General features: G+C 68.6%; 10 protein-coding genes. 3 read left to right on the top strand and 7 right to left on the bottom strand.

The window, feature by feature from the left end; genetic code table 11:
- Window positions 1-103 precede the first annotated feature (103 nt).
- From OG241_RS05305 to OG241_RS05285, 5 genes are all read right to left on the bottom strand, one after another.
- Window positions 104-2,155, bottom strand: coding sequence for a glycoside hydrolase (locus tag OG241_RS05305; protein WP_405813960.1), 2,052 nt, complete (start codon window positions 2,153-2,155; stop codon window positions 104-106).
- 130 nt (window positions 2,156-2,285) lie between these two features.
- Window positions 2,286-4,331: a beta-galactosidase gene (locus OG241_RS05300; protein WP_405813959.1), complete on the bottom strand. Its 2,046-nt coding sequence runs from the start codon at window positions 4,329-4,331 to the stop codon at window positions 2,286-2,288.
- A gap of 172 nt (window positions 4,332-4,503) precedes the next feature.
- Complete coding sequence (locus tag OG241_RS05295) at window positions 4,504-5,844, bottom strand: ABC transporter substrate-binding protein (protein ID WP_405813958.1); 1,341 nt, start codon at window positions 5,842-5,844, stop codon at window positions 4,504-4,506.
- 102 nt (window positions 5,845-5,946) lie between these two features.
- Window positions 5,947-6,900, bottom strand: a complete 954-nt coding sequence (locus OG241_RS05290) for a carbohydrate ABC transporter permease (RefSeq protein WP_405813957.1) — start codon at window positions 6,898-6,900, stop codon at window positions 5,947-5,949.
- 3 nt (window positions 6,901-6,903) lie between these two features.
- Window positions 6,904-7,830, bottom strand: coding sequence for a carbohydrate ABC transporter permease (locus OG241_RS05285; RefSeq protein WP_405813955.1), 927 nt, complete (start codon window positions 7,828-7,830; stop codon window positions 6,904-6,906).
- 212 nt (window positions 7,831-8,042) lie between these two features.
- Between OG241_RS05285 and OG241_RS05280 the strand changes: the two genes are divergently transcribed.
- The 3 genes from OG241_RS05280 (at window position 8,043) to OG241_RS05270 (ending at window position 11,574) form a co-directional block, all read left to right on the top strand.
- Window positions 8,043-9,122 (top strand): LacI family DNA-binding transcriptional regulator, encoded by a 1,080-nt coding sequence (locus OG241_RS05280; protein ID WP_405813954.1) that lies wholly within the window; start codon window positions 8,043-8,045, stop codon window positions 9,120-9,122.
- 364 nt (window positions 9,123-9,486) lie between these two features.
- Window positions 9,487-10,245, top strand: coding sequence for an IclR family transcriptional regulator (locus tag OG241_RS05275; protein WP_405813953.1), 759 nt, complete (start codon window positions 9,487-9,489; stop codon window positions 10,243-10,245).
- 192 nt (window positions 10,246-10,437) lie between these two features.
- Entirely contained in the window at window positions 10,438-11,574 is a 1,137-nt protein-coding gene (locus tag OG241_RS05270; protein WP_405813951.1) for a PP2C family protein-serine/threonine phosphatase, read from the top strand.
- Here the strand turns inward: OG241_RS05270 and OG241_RS05265 are convergent.
- Both OG241_RS05265 and OG241_RS05260 read right to left on the bottom strand, forming a co-directional pair.
- The gene (locus OG241_RS05265; protein ID WP_405826057.1) at window positions 11,546-13,000 is read right to left on the bottom strand and encodes a family 43 glycosylhydrolase; all 1,455 of its coding nucleotides are present in this window, start codon (window positions 12,998-13,000) and stop codon (window positions 11,546-11,548) included. The genes OG241_RS05270 and OG241_RS05265 overlap by 29 nt on opposite strands.
- Before the next feature lie 77 nt (window positions 13,001-13,077).
- Entirely contained in the window at window positions 13,078-16,377 is a 3,300-nt protein-coding gene (locus OG241_RS05260) for a discoidin domain-containing protein (RefSeq protein WP_405813950.1), read from the bottom strand.
- Window positions 16,378-16,396: the final 19 nt, after the last annotated feature.

Here is a 16,396-nt window from a genome sequence, read left to right as displayed (position 1 = left end):
ACGCCGTACGACGTTGCGAGAGGGTTGCGGGCCCGCAGCGGACACCCTGGACATGCGGAAGGCCGCCTCGGGCAGAGGCGGCCTTCCTGGACGAACTACCGGGTCAGCTCCGGTCGGTCACGTCCGTGACCCGCCAGCGCTGGTTCGAGCCGGAGTTGGCCATCCAGGTGGTGACGGCGGCCCCCTCGTTGGTCGCCTGGCCGCCGACCTCCAGGAGCCGGCCGGTGGCCACGTTGATCAGGGTCCACGTACCGTCACCGGTGGTCGACATGATCCACTCGGTGGCCGGATCCCGCTTGCCCGTGTCGGGCTCGACCACGGGGACGTTGTCGCGGACGGCGAGTCGCTTGCCCTCGGCCGGGTTGGCGAAGACGTACCGCTGGCGGGCGCCCTTGTCGCCGTGCCGGGCGTCGAGCTGCCACTGCTGCGCGACCGTGCCGTTGGCCGAGCCGATCACCAGGCTCTTGCCGTCGGCGGCGACGGTCACGGCCTTGCCGCTCTGCACGCCGGTCAGCGTGTAGGAGTGGCCCTTGCTGAACAGACCGGCGTTCTTCGCGACGCCGGAGACACCCTTGATGGCGAACGAGGTCACCGACTGGGCGGGGACGGTGTACGTGGCCTTGCCGTCGACGACCTTGACCGGGGCCTGCTGCTTGAGCTTGCCGTCGGCGCTGGTCACGGTCGGCGTGACGGTCGCGTTGCCCTTGATGGTGCGGAACTTGGACAGGTCGATGGTGACGTCACGAGCCGCGGTGGTGGAGTTGACGTGGACGAGCGAGGCGCCCTTGCCGTCCTTGGTCACGGCGGCGGCGCTGGAGGTGTCGTCCACCTTGATCAGCTTGTCGCCCGGCTTGATGAAGTGCGTGAAGTTGCGGGCGGTGTCGAACTTGGTGTTCGTGTAGATCGGGCACGACGCCAGGGTGTCCGTCTTCTTGCAGCTGAACGACAGCTGGATGCTGCCCCAGTTGCCGCCCTTGGCGGACTCGCCGCCGGGCTTCATGTTGTCGTAGTCCTCGACCGGCTGCCAGAACACCCAGGCCTGGGGCTCCAGTTCACGCAGGTCGTTGACGATCTGCTGGGCGAGGCCGAGACCCGGACGCATGTCCGTGAAGCTCTGCCCGTCGCCCCAGTCGCCCTCGACCTCGCTCATCCACAGCGGCTTGTCGGCGGCCTTGGCGAGGTCGCGCACGGTGGTGCGCTGCCCGGTGCCGTAGGTGTGGACGTTCATCTGGTCCACGAGGTCCTTGGAATCCTGCGAGTAGGAGTTCCAGTTGTTCGCGAAGATGGACGGGTTGGTCTCGTCCATCGCCGAGATCTCGGACTTGACCTTGGCCTTCTTCAGCGCGGGAGCAAGCGCGGCGAGCACCTTCTCCTGGAGCGCGGGGCCGATGTGGGCACCCTCCTGACGGCCGCCGACGGGCTGGCCGTCGGCGCCCAGCTTGGTGCCCCAGTAGCCGGTGTTGGGCTCGTTGAACGGGTCGACGGTGTCGACCTTGATGCCCTCGGCCTTCTCCAGCCGCTTCGTCGCCCCCGCCAGGTAGGCCGCGAAGTCGTCGACCGAATCGGCCTTCAGCTGGTCGGCGTTGGCGTTGAAGTTGCCGGAGACGTAGCCGCTCTCGGTCATGAACCAGGGCGGCGAGTTGCTGAACGTCTCCCAGTGGGTGATGTCCTTCTTGATCCGGTCCACCCACCAGCGCTGGGTGTGGTCCGCGTTCGGGTTCCAGTCGGCCGCGTCGTCCGCGCTCCACCAGTCGGTGTCCGTACGGGTGGTGCCCGCGGGCGCCTTCCACCAGCCCTCGACCGCTCCGCCGGCCCGCAGGTAGTCCTTCACGTCGGGGGCGTTGCCGCCGCCGATGTTGTAGCGGGCGATGTTCAGCGCCAGCCCGTCGTCACCGAACAGCAGCTTCGCGAGCTTCTCGCGGATCGCCGGAGGGTAGTCGCCGGTCGCGTTGGCGAACCAGACCAGACTGGTGCCCCAGCCCTCGAACTTCTCCTGCTTGTAGGAGGGATCGGGGGTGACCGTGACGGACGAGGCGGCTGCCTCGGCCGCCGCCTGCGCGTCCGGCGACGGTGCGCTGACCAGAGCGGCCGAAGTGGCCAGAACGGTGATGCCGACGACTCCCAGAAGGTGTCGCGTGCGGGTACGGCGTGCCAACGTGTGCTCCCAACTCAGATGTGGTCGCTGCGGTGGACCGCCGTGCCCGCACCGTACGCGGGTGCGTACGGACGGGGCACGACGGTGTGCCCCTAGGATCAGGGGAGTTCAGGGTGGTGCGGGGTGCAGCTCAGCGGGCGGGCTGTCGCAGTACGGCGACTTCCCTCGGGGCGAGGACGAGCACACCGTCGGCGTCCGTACCGCCGGACAGGCGCTCTCCGTCGAGGCCCGGCAGCGGGATCTCCTCCTCGCTCCGGTTCACCAGGAACAGGAACCGGCTCCCGCCGCCCCGTCGTACGGTCAACTCGACGCGCCCACGGGCCTGTTCGGGCAGCTCGCTGTCGACACCGGCCGGTGCGAGCAGCCCCGGCAGCAGCGCCGCGAGGCCGTCGACGCCCAGACGCGTGGAGACGTACGACGCCGAACCCGTGCCCGTCGTACGGCGGGTGACGGCCGGGCGGCCCGCGTAGGCGCCCGTGCGGTAGTGGGCCAGGACCTCGACCTCGGGGTCGGCCACATCGATCCGGTCGGTCCACACCGTGCCCGTGCCGCCGCCGTCCACCTCGACCGACTCGCCTTCGAGCAGCGGGCCGAACTCCTCGACACGGATGCCGAGTACGTCGCGTAGGGCGCCCGGGTAGCCGCCGAGCCAGATGTGGTCGTTCTCGTCGACGACACCGGAGAAGTACGTGGTGATCAGATGGCCGCCCGTCTCCGCGTACCGCGTCAGCTCCTTGGCGAGCGTCGCCGGGACCATGTGCAGGACCGGGGTGATCAGCACGTCGTAGCGGCTGAACTCGGTGCGCGTGGTGACGACGTCGGCGCGGATGCCGAGGGACAGGAGCGCCGAGTACCAGTTCAGCCCCTCCTGGCGGTAGTCCAGGAGCGCGGTGGGGTGCGAGTCCTGCTCGCTCGCCCACCAGGAGTCCCAGTCGAACACGATCCCCACGCGGGCCGGTTCGCGCTCGGAGCCCGCGATCGGCGCCAGGTCCTTCAGGGTCTGACCGAGGGCGGCGACCGCCCGGAAGACCTCGCTGTCGGCGCCGGCGTGCGGCACCATCGCGGAGTGGTACTTCTCGGCGCCGGCCGCCGACTGGCGCCACTGGAAGAAGCACACGGCGTCGGCGCCGTGCGCGACGTGCAGCAGCGAGTCGCGGGCCAGCTCACCGGGGCGCTTGGCCACGTTCACGTGCTGCCAGTTGACCGCGCTGGTGGAGTGCTCCATCAGGAACCACGGACGGCCGCTCGCGATACCGCTGGTCAGGTTGGCGGAGAAGGACAGCTCGTCGCGGTCCTGCGGGCCCGGGTGGACGTAGTGGTCGTTGGAGACGAAGTCGATCTCGCCCGCCCAGTCGGGGTAGTTCATGCCCTTCGTGCCACCCATCACCATGAAGTTGGTGGTGATGGGGACCTCGGGCGTGTACTCACGCAGGATGTCCCGCTCCGCGACCAGGTACTCCTTCAGCGCGTCCGAGGAGAACCGCTTGAAGTCCAGCTGCTGGGTCGGGTTCGGGTGCGAGCCGGCCAGCCGGGGCGGCAGGATCTGCGCCCAGTCGCTGTAGCGCTGCGACCAGAACGCCGTGCCCCAGGCGTGGTTGAGGGCGTCGAGGGTGGTGTAGCGGGCGCGCAGCCACTCGCGGAAGGCGTGGGCCGCGTCGTCCGAGAAGTCGTAGATGTTGTGGCAGCCCAGCTCGTTCGAGATGTGCCAGGCCACCAGGGCCGGGTGGTTGGCGTATCGTTCCGCCATCTTCCGGACCAGACCGAGCGCATGGCTGCGGAACACCGGGGAGGTGGGGCGCCAGTGCTGGCGCGCGCCGGGCCAGACCGTCTCGCCGGTGGACGTCACCGGGAGGATCTCCGGGTGCGCGGTGGTGAGCCAGGGCGGCGGCGACGCGGTCGCGGTGGCCAGGTCGACGCCGATCCCGCCCTCGTGCAGCAGGTCCATGACCTCGTCGAGCCATCCGAAGTCCCAGGTGTCCGCGTCCGGCTGGATACGGGCCCAGGAGAAGATCCCCACCGAGACGATGTTGACGCCGGCCTCGCGCATCAGCCGTACGTCCTCCTCCCACACCTCCCGAGGCCACTGCTCGGGGTTGTAGTCGGCGCCGTACGCGAGACGGGGCACGGAGTCACCGTCCGGCCCGTACGGCAGACGGGACGGGGAGGCGGAGGTCATGGTGGTCCTTCCGGGGCGCTGCGAAGCGGCTCGACGGCGGGGGAGAGGGGACAAGAGGGGGGTGGGGGTACGAGGAGCGGCCGGCGGTGATGCTTTCCGGCCGCTCCTCGGCTGTGTCGCAGGTCGGCGGACGCTTCGCCGCCGACACTGCTCAACCGGTACTTCTCGACTGCTACTTCTCGACGGTGAAGCCCTGCTCCGTGCCGTACTTGATGGAGGCGTCCTGCCAGGTCTTCAGACCGGCGGCGAGCTTCTCGCTGGAGATGTAGGCCTTGCCGACGGTGTCGTTGAAGATCGAGTTGGCGTACTGCTGGAAGGGCAGGTACGACCAGTCGCTGGCGACGTTGGCGGCCGAGTCGGCGAAGATCTTGTTGGCCTCCTGGCCGTCGAAGTAGTCGAACTTCTTGCTCAGGAACGCCGGGTCCTGGAGCTGAGCGGTGGTCGCCGGGAAGGCGCCCTCGTCGACACGGGTCTGCACGCCGTCACCGGCGTTCGCGTACTCGACGAACGCGTAGGCGAGCTCCTTGTTCTTGCCCAGCTCGGGCAGGGTCAGCGAGCTGCCGCCGTTCTCCGCGCTGGCCTTGTCGCCCTTGGTCCAGGCCGGCATGGGGGCCGCGCGCCAGTCACCGGAGGCCTTCGGCACACCGGTGACGAAGTTGGCGGGCATCCAGGCGCCGGTGGTCAGGGTGGCGATGGTGCCGTCGCCCAGGCCCTTGTACCAGTCGTCGGTCCAGCCGTTGATCGGCGAGACGAGCTTCTGGTCGATCAGCTTCTGCCAGGTGTCCGTGTACTTCTTGGCACCCGCGTCGTCGAAGTTGATCGTCACCTTGGTGCCGTCGACCTTGTACGGGCGTGAACCGGCCTGCCACAGCATGCTGGTGGTGAAGCCCGCGTCGCCGGCGTCGTTGGCGATGTAGACCTTGGGGTCGGCCCTGTGCAGCTTGGCGGCCGCGTCGACGTACTCGTCCCACGTGGTCGGGACGGCGATCTTGTACTTGTCGAAGACCTTCTTGTTGTAGAACATCGCCATCGGGCCCGAGTCCATCGGCAGGCCGTAGACCTTGTCGCCGTCGTTCACGGCGTTCCACGGGCCGGGCGTGTACTTGGCCTTGAGCTTGTCGGCGCCGTAGGGGGCCAGGTCGGTCAGGCCCTTGGTGAGCGAGTACTGGCTCAGTGCGAAGTACTCGACCTGCGCGACGTCCGGGACACCCTTCTTGGCCGAGATGGCGTTCGACAGGGCGGTGTAGTGCTTGTCGCCGGAGCGCTCGGCGACCAGGTTGATCTTGACCTTGGGGTACTTCTTCTCGAAGTTGGCGGCGACCGACTTCAGCGTGGGCTCCCAGGCCCAGACATTGACCGTGCCGCCCTTCTTGAGGGCCGCCTGGATGTCCGCGGCGGAGACTGCCTTCTGGTCCGAGCTGTCGTCGTCGGAGCCGCCGCAGGCGGTCGCGCCGAGGGCGAGGACGGAGAGCAGGGTTATGCCGCGCATCAGGCGGCCGGTGGTTCTACGCATCGAGGTGCTTCCACTTCTTCGTGGGTGGGACGGGGTGAGGGTGAATGCTGTGTGAGGGTGAAACGCGGTGAAGCTGAGGGGGGTGTGGGGCCTGGGGGTGGATCACTCCTTGACACTTCCGGCGGCGAGGCCGGACTGCCAGTACTTCTGGAGCAGCAGGAACGCGGCGATCAGCGGGATGATGGTGAGCAGCGAACCGGTGATCACCAGGTTGAAGATGACGTCACCGCCGATGGTCTGGGCCTGGTTGTTCCAGGAGTCCAGTCCCAGGGTCAGTGGGTACCAGTTCGGATCCTTGATCATGATCAGCGGCAGGAAGTAGTTGTTCCAGGTCGCCACCGTGGTGAACAGCAGCACGGTCACGGTGCCGGGGGCGAGCAGGGGCATGGCGACCTGGAAGAAGGTGCGTATCTCGCCCGCTCCGTCGATGCGGGCCGCCTCCATCAGTTCGGTGGGGATGGCCTCGGTCGCGAAGACCCACATCAGATACAGACCGAAGGGCGACACGAGGGACGGGATGATCACCGCCCACGGGGTGTCGGTCAGGCCCATCTTGCTGAACATCAGGAAGGTGGGCACCGCCAGCGCCGTACCCGGGACCGCGACGGCACCGATGACCACGGCGAACACGGCGCGCTTGCCCGGGAAGGTGAACTTCGCCAGCGCGTAGCCGCCGAGGATCGCCAGCAGGGTGGCGCCGCCGGCGCCGAGGACGACGTAGAGCAGGGTGTTCAGCAGCCAGCGGACGAAGATGCCGTCGTGGTAAGTGAACGTGTCGTGGATGTTGCTCCACAGAGCGAAGTGGTCGCTGAACCAGAGTCCCGACGAACTGGCCAGCCCGTCCTGGGTCTTGGTGGCGCTGATGACCAGCCAGATCAGCGGCACGACCGTGTAGACCAGGATCAGGCCGGTGAGCACGGTCAGCAGGATGCTGCGCTTGGGGCGGCTGGGCGAGTGCTTCTGCCGGCGGGTGCGCAGTCGGGGCGCGGCGGTGGTGGAACCGTCGCCGGCCGGTGCGGATGCGGACGGGGAGCTGGTGGTGACGGAGCTGCTCATGGTTCACGCTCCCTTGCGCATGCCGCGGAGCTGCACGACATAGGCGATGACCATGGTGATCAGCCCCATGATGATGGCGACCGCCGCGGAGTAGTTGTGCTGCTGGCCGTTGAAGGACAGCGAGTACGTGTAGAAGTTCGGGGTGAAGTCGGTCGTGATGGCGTTGCGCGCGACCGGCCGCAGGATGGCCGGCTCGTTGAAGAGCTGGAAGCTGCCGATGATCGAGAAGATCGTCGCGATCACCAGGGCACCGCGGATCGCGGGGAGCTTGATGGCCGTGATGACGCGGAACTGGCCGGCGCCGTCGATCTCCGCGGCCTCGTAGAGCGAGAGCGGGATGACCCGTAGCGCGGAGTAGAAGATCAGCATGTTGTAGCCGATGAACTCCCACGTGACGATGTTGCCGATCGACGCCAGCACCAGGTCACTGGAGAGCGGGTCCGGCAGGGTGACGTCGAACGCGCTGTTGATGTCACCCACCAGCCCGTACTTGGTGCCGTACATGAAGCCCCACATCAGGGTGGCGACCACGGCGGGCACCGCGTACGGCAGGAAGATCGCGATACGGAAGAAGTCCTTGCCGTAGAGGCGTCCGCTGTCCAGGGCCAGGGCGATCAGCAGGGCGATGCCGAGCATGATCGGCACCTGGACGACCAGGAAGAGCGAGACCCGTATGAGGGAGTTCCAGAACTGGTCGTCCTGCAGGGCCTGCTGGTAGTTGTCCAGGCCGACGAAACTCGTGCCGCCGATCAGCTGGTCCCTGAAGAGGCTGAGGTAGATCGAGTACCCGATGGGTGCCAGGAAGACGAGGGCGAACACCGCTACGAACGGGCCTATGAACCCCCATCCCGTCCATGAGCGGCGGTCCCTCTTCGCCGCCGGCCGGGCCGGGGCGCGTTTCACGGCCACCGGCGGTTCTAGGGTTGTCATTTTGTCGTGCCTCGCTCGTCCGTCTCGGAACCGGCGCTGGTCCGCCGCCGCCCCGATGTTTACGTAAACATCCCTGTGCGTGGAGCCCCACGAGAGGTCCACCGGCTGTTATGTTTACGTAAACATCTGATGGCGGCATGTCTACACCGCTCCCCCGACGCTGGTCAAGGGTCGTCGAGCGCAACTGTGGACCGGACGGCGAGGGTTGACGGGTGGATACAGCTGACGGCACCTCGGCGGAGCCGGCGCGGCCGCGCGCACGCACCAGAAAACGGGCGGCCCGCCGTACACAGAGCGCCTCCATGGCGGATGTGGCCCGGGTCGCGGGAGTGTCCTCGCAGACCGTCTCCAGGGTGTCGAACGGGTTCCCTGGTGTGAACGAGGAGACACGGCGGCAGGTCCTGGAGGCCATGAAGGAGCTGGGCTACCGGCCCAACAGCGCCGCCCGTGCCCTGAAGCGCGGCGAGTTCCGCACGATCGGCGTCATCACCTTCGGCCTGTCCACCACGGGCAACGTTCGGACGCTGGAGGCGATCGCCACCTCGGCGGCCCAGGAGGGGTACTCGGTCACCCTGCTGCCGGTCGCCGTGCCGACCCAGGACGAGGTGCGCGGCGCCTTCTCGAGGCTCGGTGAGCTCGCCGTCGACGCCGTCATCGTCATCCTCGAAGTGCACCTCCTCGACGCGTCGACCCTCTCCATGCCGCCGCATGTCCAGGTGGTCGTGGCCGACTCCGACGCGGGCGACCGCTACACGGTGGTCGACACCGACCAGGCCGGCGGCACCCGGACCGCCGTACGGCATCTCCTGGACCTCGGGCACCGCACGGTCTGGCATCTGGCGGGCCCCGAGGGCTCCTACGCGGCGCAGCGCCGCGCCGACGCCTGGCGCGCCGAACTCCTCGCGGCCGACCGGATCGCACCGCCCCTGGTGCGCGGCGACTGGTCGGCGGAGTCCGGCTACCACGCCGGGCTGCGGATCGCCCGTCTGCCGGACTGCACGGCGGTGTTCGTGGCCAACGACCAGATGGCGCTGGGGCTGCTGCGGGCGCTGCACGAGAGCGGGCGCAGGGTGCCCGAGGACGTCAGTGTGATCGGCTTCGACGACATCCCGGAGGCGGGATCCTTCCTGCCACCGCTGACCACCGTGCACCAGGACTTCGCCGAGGTGGGGCGGCTGTGCGTGGAAGGCGTGCTGCGGCAGATGCGGCAGGACGCGACGGAGCACGGGACGACACTGGTGCCGACCCGCCTGGTCCTGCGGAACAGCACGGCGCCGCCGCGTTCGCGCTGAGCAGGAGCACGTCGCCGGCTTCTCCGGCTTCGAACGGGCGGTTGCCGGGCTGGAGGTGCCGGGGCGACGGCGGGGTCGGTGAGGCTCGGTCCGCCGGGGCGGCCGGAATGTGCGGCGTACCGGACCGTGTACGGCGTATGGCGGTCCAGGGCCCGCCGCGCGTGCTCAGCGCCCCGCGACGGCGGGGTGAGGCTCGGTCCGCCGGGGCGGCCGGAATGCGCGGCGTACCGGACCGTGCGGGGCGTACGGCGGTCCAGGTCCCGCCCCGCATGCTCAGCGCCCTCTCGGCGACCGTCACCCTCCCGGCTGCCCGGAGGGCCCCGTACGCCTTGCCCGTGGTGCGCGGCGGGCGCACGCTGGTTCCATGGCTGCGCACGACGGACCCACGCTGATCACCTCCGTCCAGCGGGCCTTCCGTCTGCTGGAGGCGGTGGGCGCCCACGAGAACGGGGCGCCGGCGAAGCAGCTGGCACGCGAGACGGGGCTGCCCCTGGCCACCGCCTATCACCTGCTGCGGACGCTGGTGCACGACGGCTACCTGCGGAAACTGAGCGACGGTGGGTTCATCCTGGGTGACAAGGTGCGGTCCTTGCAGGTCGCGGGGGGCGGTCAGGCGCTGCTCAGCCGGGTCCGTCCGACGCTCGCCGCACTGCGGGACGAGCTGGCGACCGCCGCCTACCTCACCTTCTACGAGGAGGGCGAGATCCGGGTCGCCGAGATCGTCGACGGCCCCCGGACACCCCGCGTCGACCTCTGGGTGGGGTTCGAGGACGCGGGACACGCCACCGCGCTGGGCAAGTCCGTGCTGCGGGAACTGGACGAGAGCGCCCGCAACGACTACCTCTCCCGCCACCACCTGAACGACCTCACCCCGAGGACGATCACCAGCCGGCCGGAACTGCTCCGGCGTATCGATTCCTCACCCGTGGCCCCGGCCGTCACGGACCTGGAGGAGTACTCCCTCGGCACGGTCTGTGTCGCCGTCCCCGTCTACCGGGGCGACACGCTCGGCTCACTCGGTGTCTCCATGCCGGCGGACCGGCTCGCCCGGCTGCCGGAGATCCGGGAGCGGCTGATCCCGGTCGCCGACCGCGTGACCAGGAGTCTCTCGCTCACTATCTGAAAATCCTCTTCTTGTTGCCGCCCCGGCCGATCGCGTTTCCTGGAGTCAGGACGAAACCGGCATTTCGGGGGCTCAGCCCCGTACACAGGTGAGGACTGCGGACGGAACATGAGTCAGGCCCGACACCAAGTCCGACACCAGGCCCGACATCAGGGTGAAGCGCATCGGCGGATACGAGCGTTCAGGAGCCGGGTGTCCCTGCTGCCCGCCCTGCCCGTGCTGGTCGTCGCCGCAGTGGTCCTCGGTGACCTCGTCGGCGGAGCCGGCACGAGCTGGCTGCCGCTGCTCGCCGCCGGTCCCGCACTGGCCGCCACCACCAACGGACCGCGCGGTGTCCTCTGCGTCGGCCTCCTCGCCGGCACGCTCGCCGCGACGCTCGGCATCCGGAGCGGAGTGCCGGCCCGGGAACTGGCCGCCGTACTGTCCGCCCTGGCCGCCGTCACCCTGGCGAGCGGTCTGGCCAGCGCGCTGCGCGAACGCCGGGAGCGGGTCCTCGACGCCGTCCGCTCGGTCGCGGAGACCGCCCAGCACGCGCTGCTCAGCCCCGTGCCGGCGACGGTCGGCCCGTTCCAGGTGGCCGTCCGCTACAGTGCGGCGGCGGCCGAGGCCCGGATCGGCGGTGATCTGTACGCGCTGATACCCACGCCGTACGGGGTGAGACTGATCGTCGGCGATGTACGCGGCAAGGGGCTGCCCGCCGTGGGGACGGCCGCTCTGGTGCTCGGCGTCTTCCGGGAGGCCGCCTACGACGAGCCCGATCTCCTCGCCGTCGTCGACCGCATCGAACGGAGCCTCGCCCGCAACCTCGGCCCGGACGACTTCGTCACCGCCGTGGTCGCCGGATACCCGACGCCCGGACACCTGGAGGTGGTGAACTGCGGACACGCGCCCCCGCTGCTGGTCACCGCCTCCGGCGTCCTCGTGACCGTGGAACCCACGCACCCGGCCCCGCCCCTCGGACTGCGCGCCCTCACCGGGCACACCCCCGACCTCCAGGTGCTGCCCTTCACGGACGGCGACCAGCTTCTGCTGTACACCGACGGAGTCACCGAGGCCCGTGACCGGGGACGCGCCTTCTACCCGCTCCCTGAAGGGCTGGCCCGCCACGCCGGCGACGAACCGTCCCGAACCCTCGACGCACTCCACGACGAACTGCTCGCCCATGTGGGCGGCCGACTGCACGACGACGCGGCGCTGCTCCTGATCCGCAAACCGACGGTCCGGGAAGTGGTGGTTCCCGAACCGTCGGTGGGCGGAACAACGAGTTCAGGCTCTGGAACTGCGGCTCCTGAAGCGGCCGTTACTCGCCCGAAGGCGCGGTCAGTGTGACGCCGAGCGCCACCGGCGTACCGAAGTTCGGTGTGCCGTCGGCGTTCCAGGTGAACTTCTGCGCCCTGGTGGTGCGGTTCATGTCGCAGCCGCCGGAGGCGGAGTTGTTGGCGTGGTAGACGATCCAGTCCTCGGTCCCGTCGGGTGACTTGAAGAACCCGTTGTGGCCGGGACCGTACACGCCGTTCGCGTTGGACCGCTGGAAGACCGGGCCCGCCGACTTGACCCAGGACGAGGAGTTGAGCGGGTCGCCGGTTCCGTTGTACGTCAGCATGCCCAGCTTGTAGTCGGGCGTGGAACAGTGGCTCGCCGAGTAGACGATGAACGTCTTGCCGTTCCGCTGGAGCACCTCGGCGCCCTCGTTGACCGCGCCGCCGACCGTCTCCCAGCTCAGCGTCGGGGTGGACAGGACCCGGCGGGTTCCGCTCGCCGTCCACGGGTTGGACAGCGGCCGGATGAACATCGGCTGCGAGCCGTTGTAGAAGGTGCCCAAGAGGTAGAGCTGGCCGTTCAACTGGAGGATGCCTGGGTCGAGTTCCCAGGTGTTGTCCTGGGTCGGGTCGAGCAGGTCGGCCTTGAAGGTGTAGGGCCCCATCGGGTCCAGGCCGGCGCTCTCCAGCACATGGATGCGCTGCGTGCCCAGGTCGTACGGCTCCCGTCCGGCCGTGTAGTAGAAGTACCACCGCTTCCCGTTCGGGCCGTCGAGCAGATGGAACTCGGGGGCCCACATCGTGCCGGCCCCGTTGGGCCGCGTCAGGTTGAAGATCACCTGGTCGGTGGCGGTGGCGAGCCCGGCGAGGGTGCTCGCCCTGCGCATCGTGACCGTGGAGTTCCAGGTGGTCGTGGCGAGGTAGTAGGAGCCTTCGTAGTACGTCAGCCAGGGGTCGGGTCCGTGCTGGGAGAGCGGGTTGGTGAACGTGTGGGTGCCCGTACCGCCACCGCCGGTGAAGCCGGGCAGCCGCCACACCCTGCCGTTCGCGGTGGCACACGGGAGTTGTACGAGGTTGGTGTTCGAGGCGGACGAACCACCGCTGGGCGTCACGCACTTGCCCGAGCTGACGGACACCAGGTTGAAGGTCCTGTCGGTTCCGGAGACCGTCACGGGAACGAGCCGCCACTGTTGGTTCGTTCCGCTGTGGCAGGGCCACTGGATGATCGTGGCGTCGTCCGCCGTCGAGGCCCCGTAGACGTCGACGCACTGCCCGGACTGCGTGGTGATCGTGTAGGTGTCGGAGGTCCCAGCCACCGGGGTGTAGCCGAAGTTCTGGTTGGCGCCGGAACCGCAGGTGAACGCCCTCAGCTGAGTCGCGTTGGTCGTCGAACCGCCGGGCAGGTCAAGGCAGTTGCCGCCGTTCTGGTTCACTCCCGTCGAGCTGAAGCTGACAGCGGCGGACGCGGGCGGCACCACCAGGAGGGCGACCACCATGGCGAGCACGGCGACGAGTACGGCCGTACATCTGGATCCGGTTGATCCGGTCACTTGAGGCACATCCCTTCGTTCCTTCAGGGTCCGTACGCCTTGACTTCGAGGAGACCGACGGAGCTGGTGCCGGTGGCGGTGAGCAGTACCCGTAGCCGGGTGGTGCTGACGGCGTTGAAGGAGACGGAGTTGTACTGGTTCTTCGCCAGTGCGTAGGCGCCGGCACCCGGCACGTCCACATACGCGCTGCCGTTCCAGTACTGGAGCTTCCACGCGGAGGGCATGTCGATGCCCTGGTCGTCGTCGAAGAAGTACACGTCGGCCCTGTTGAGGGTCTTCGCGGCCGGCCAGGTCAGCTCGGCCCACTGCTGGCCCGTCTCCGGCCAGGTGCCCCAGCGCGGGTTGACCGTGTCGTTGGACGAGGGCGGGTCGACCCCGTCGTTGACCGCTGCGACGCTCTCCCAGGAGGAGGTGTACGACGCGGACGCCGTCGCGGAGGACGCCTGGTTGGCCGGTGGCTGCGGTGGCTGGACACCGCCCCGGTCGAACACCTTGACCTCGGTGAGGCCCGTCTTGGCGCCTGAGGCGTTGGTGGCCAGGACACGGATGCGCTGGGCGGTGACCGCCGGGAACTGCACGAGGTTGTAGTTGGCGCGCGGGGCGGTCGGGGTCCTGGTCTGGCTCGGCGCGTTCACCCACGAACTGCCGTCGTAGTACTGGATGTTGTACGTGGACGGCGCCCGGTAGGTCGTACTCGCCGGGCGGCTGTCCTTGAAGTACAGGCGCACCTCGTTGAGCGTGCGCGCGGCACCGAAGTTCAGCTCGTACCAGTCCTGGCTGTTGGGGGAGCCCCCGGCGCCCCAGAACGGTTCGTTGGTGGGATAGCCGTCGACAGCGCCCGGGACCGAGCTGCCGGAGCCGGTGTACGAGGCCGAAGTGGTCGCCCCGGTGGCCAGGTTGGTCAGGTCGGCGGTGAGGTCGACGCCGGCCTTGGCGAGCATGTCCACCATACGGGAGCTGCTCTGGACGACCTGGTTGGGTGCCTGGAGTCCGGCGACCGCCGTGTGGAAGCCGACCGTGCCGCTCGTGGTGACGTCACCGGTGGCCGGGTCCCAGGTGAACGGCACCAGCGAGTTGACGGTGGCGGCCCGGCTGCCGTTGACGTAGATCGAGTAGCCCTCCGGGATACCCGGGTAGCGCACCACACCGTCGGCCGGGTCGTCCCAGACGATCGACAGATCGGCGTTGCGGTAGCGGAGGTTGTTGACGGTGAAGTGGTCCCAGCCGATGTCGATCGGTGAGAGCTCGACCTTGGCGTCGCCCCGCGCCCGGAGCCCGGCCACGTCCTCGATCACCGTCCAGTTGCTGCTGCCCAGGATGTTGTGGTGGATCCAGGACCGGTAGTCGATGCTGCTGCCGTTCCAGTCGGCCCAGAACTCGTTGGCATCGGGCCACTGGGTGTTGCCGCCGACGTACTGCGCCCAGGTGTTCCAGTACAGGAGCTTCTTGTAGTCGGTCGCGTTCATCCACGAGTTCGGATAGTTGCGCAGCACCGAGGAGTAGAGCCTGAACTGCACCGTGGAGTTGATGGTGGAGAAGTTGTTGGAACCCGGCTCGCCGGCGTCGGCCGCCGCCTTCTTGTCGACCTGGTTGGCCGTGTAGAAGGGGAAGATCGGATACTGCGCCGGGTCGTCGAACAGCCGCAGGGCCTGCTTGTACGTCGCCGTGTCGGGGACGGCGCCGACCGAGAACGGGTAGTAGTTGTTGATCTCCTTCCAGGGCACCCACTCGTTCGTCGACTTGAGCCGGTGCTCGAACAGCTGCCGGTTCGGATTCCACAGCACGTTGACGATCGCGTCCTTGATCTGCGTCGCGAGCGTCCGCATCTCGTTCGCCTTGGCCGTGTTGCCGGTCGCCTCGTAGGCCTGCGCGGCGGCCAGCGCACCGCTGTACTGGTAGGCGGACTCGGCGCGGTCCATGTTGCCGGGCTTCCAGTGGAACGAGACCGCGTCGGCGTCGTTGCCGGTCAGCGCGCCCCAGTCGTACTCGATCAGCTTGTTGTTGTCGTGGTCGTAGTAGGCGAGCTGGCCCTTGACGTCACCCTCCGCGTAGCGCGCCAGGCTGGCGGCGATGGCGGGCTGGCCGCCGTGCAGCTGATAACTCTTCCAGGCCGCCTCGGCGATGTACTGGGTGTAGCTGTTGGACCAGTTCTCCGGGTCACCCGGGTTGTCCAGGAAGCGGCCGCCCTTGGAGGTCTGCCCGGCACTGAGCCAGTCCCCGTACGCGTAGGCCGGGTTGCGCAGATACTTCAGGTCGTCGATGTGCATCGGCTGGGTGAGCGCGATGGCGTTGTTGTAGCCGAGGACGCCCTCGGTCGAGGTCGGGAACTGGAAGGTCTGCCCGGGGATGTCGGCGTCCAGGTTGTTGAACCGCATCAGCCACCAGCGGTAGTAGACGCTCTTCTTGATCGCCGGTTCGGGTACGTCGATGTAGGGCACGTTCTGCGCCCACCACAGGTTGTAGGCCCTGACGTGCGTCGCGAAGGCGGTCGCGTTGGAGTAGCCCGCGTAGGCGTTGTACTCGGTGAGCGACTGGGGGATCTCGTCGGTGACGAAGCCCATCACCACCTTGGCGGTCACCGTGGCCCCGGCCGCGATCGTCACCGAGCGGTTCAGGCCGCCACTGGTGACCGTGAAACCGTCGCCGGTGAGGCGGGGGCGCAGCGTGGTCAGGTTGTTGTAGGCGCTTGCCTGGCCGGTCAGCTCGCTGCCGGTGCCCGTGGTGGCGTACGGCGAGGTCGCCCGCAGTTGCAGGGTGGTCGAGCCGCTGCCGTTGTTCTTGATCGACAGGTTGGTCACGGCCACGTTGTTCTCGGTGATGAACTTGGTCTGGTCCACCGTGACCGACCCGCTGGTGTGCACGCTGTTCCAGTGGCTGGGCATCTGCCGACGCTGGGAGACCTGCTCGGTGAAGGTGCCCGGGCTGATCGCGATGCTGTACGCGTTCTGGTCGTTGACGCTCTCCCAGTAGGCGACATGGCCGCCGAAACCCAGTATCGCCGGGTCATGGGTCTTCATGAACAGCGCGCGGCCCCGGCTCATCAGCCAGGGGCCGGCCGGGTCGTCGCCGGAGCGGGCCAGCAGCCGGTCCATCCAGAAGTCGGTGCCGGAACTCTCCGCGTCGTAGATGGCCTTCATCATGTCGCCGGTGGTCTGGGCGACGGGCGGGGCAGGGACCGCGGGGCCGCTGAAGGTGGGGAACCCGATGGTCTGAGCGGCGGCGGCCGGGGGCGCGGTGAGGACGGAGGCGAGGGTGAGCAGCAGGGCGACGAGGAGGTATCTCGTGCGCCGGCGTCGTGACAGTAAGGCGTGCGGTCTTCTCATCGGAGGCTCCCTGTCCCGT

Origin of the sequence: Streptomyces sp. NBC_01390, assembly GCF_045040105.1 — a bacterium.
Taxonomy (GTDB): Bacteria; Actinomycetota; Actinomycetes; order Streptomycetales; family Streptomycetaceae; genus Streptomyces.
Note: the sequence above shows the minus strand (reverse complement) of the source record. Positions and strands in the feature narration are given on the sequence as shown.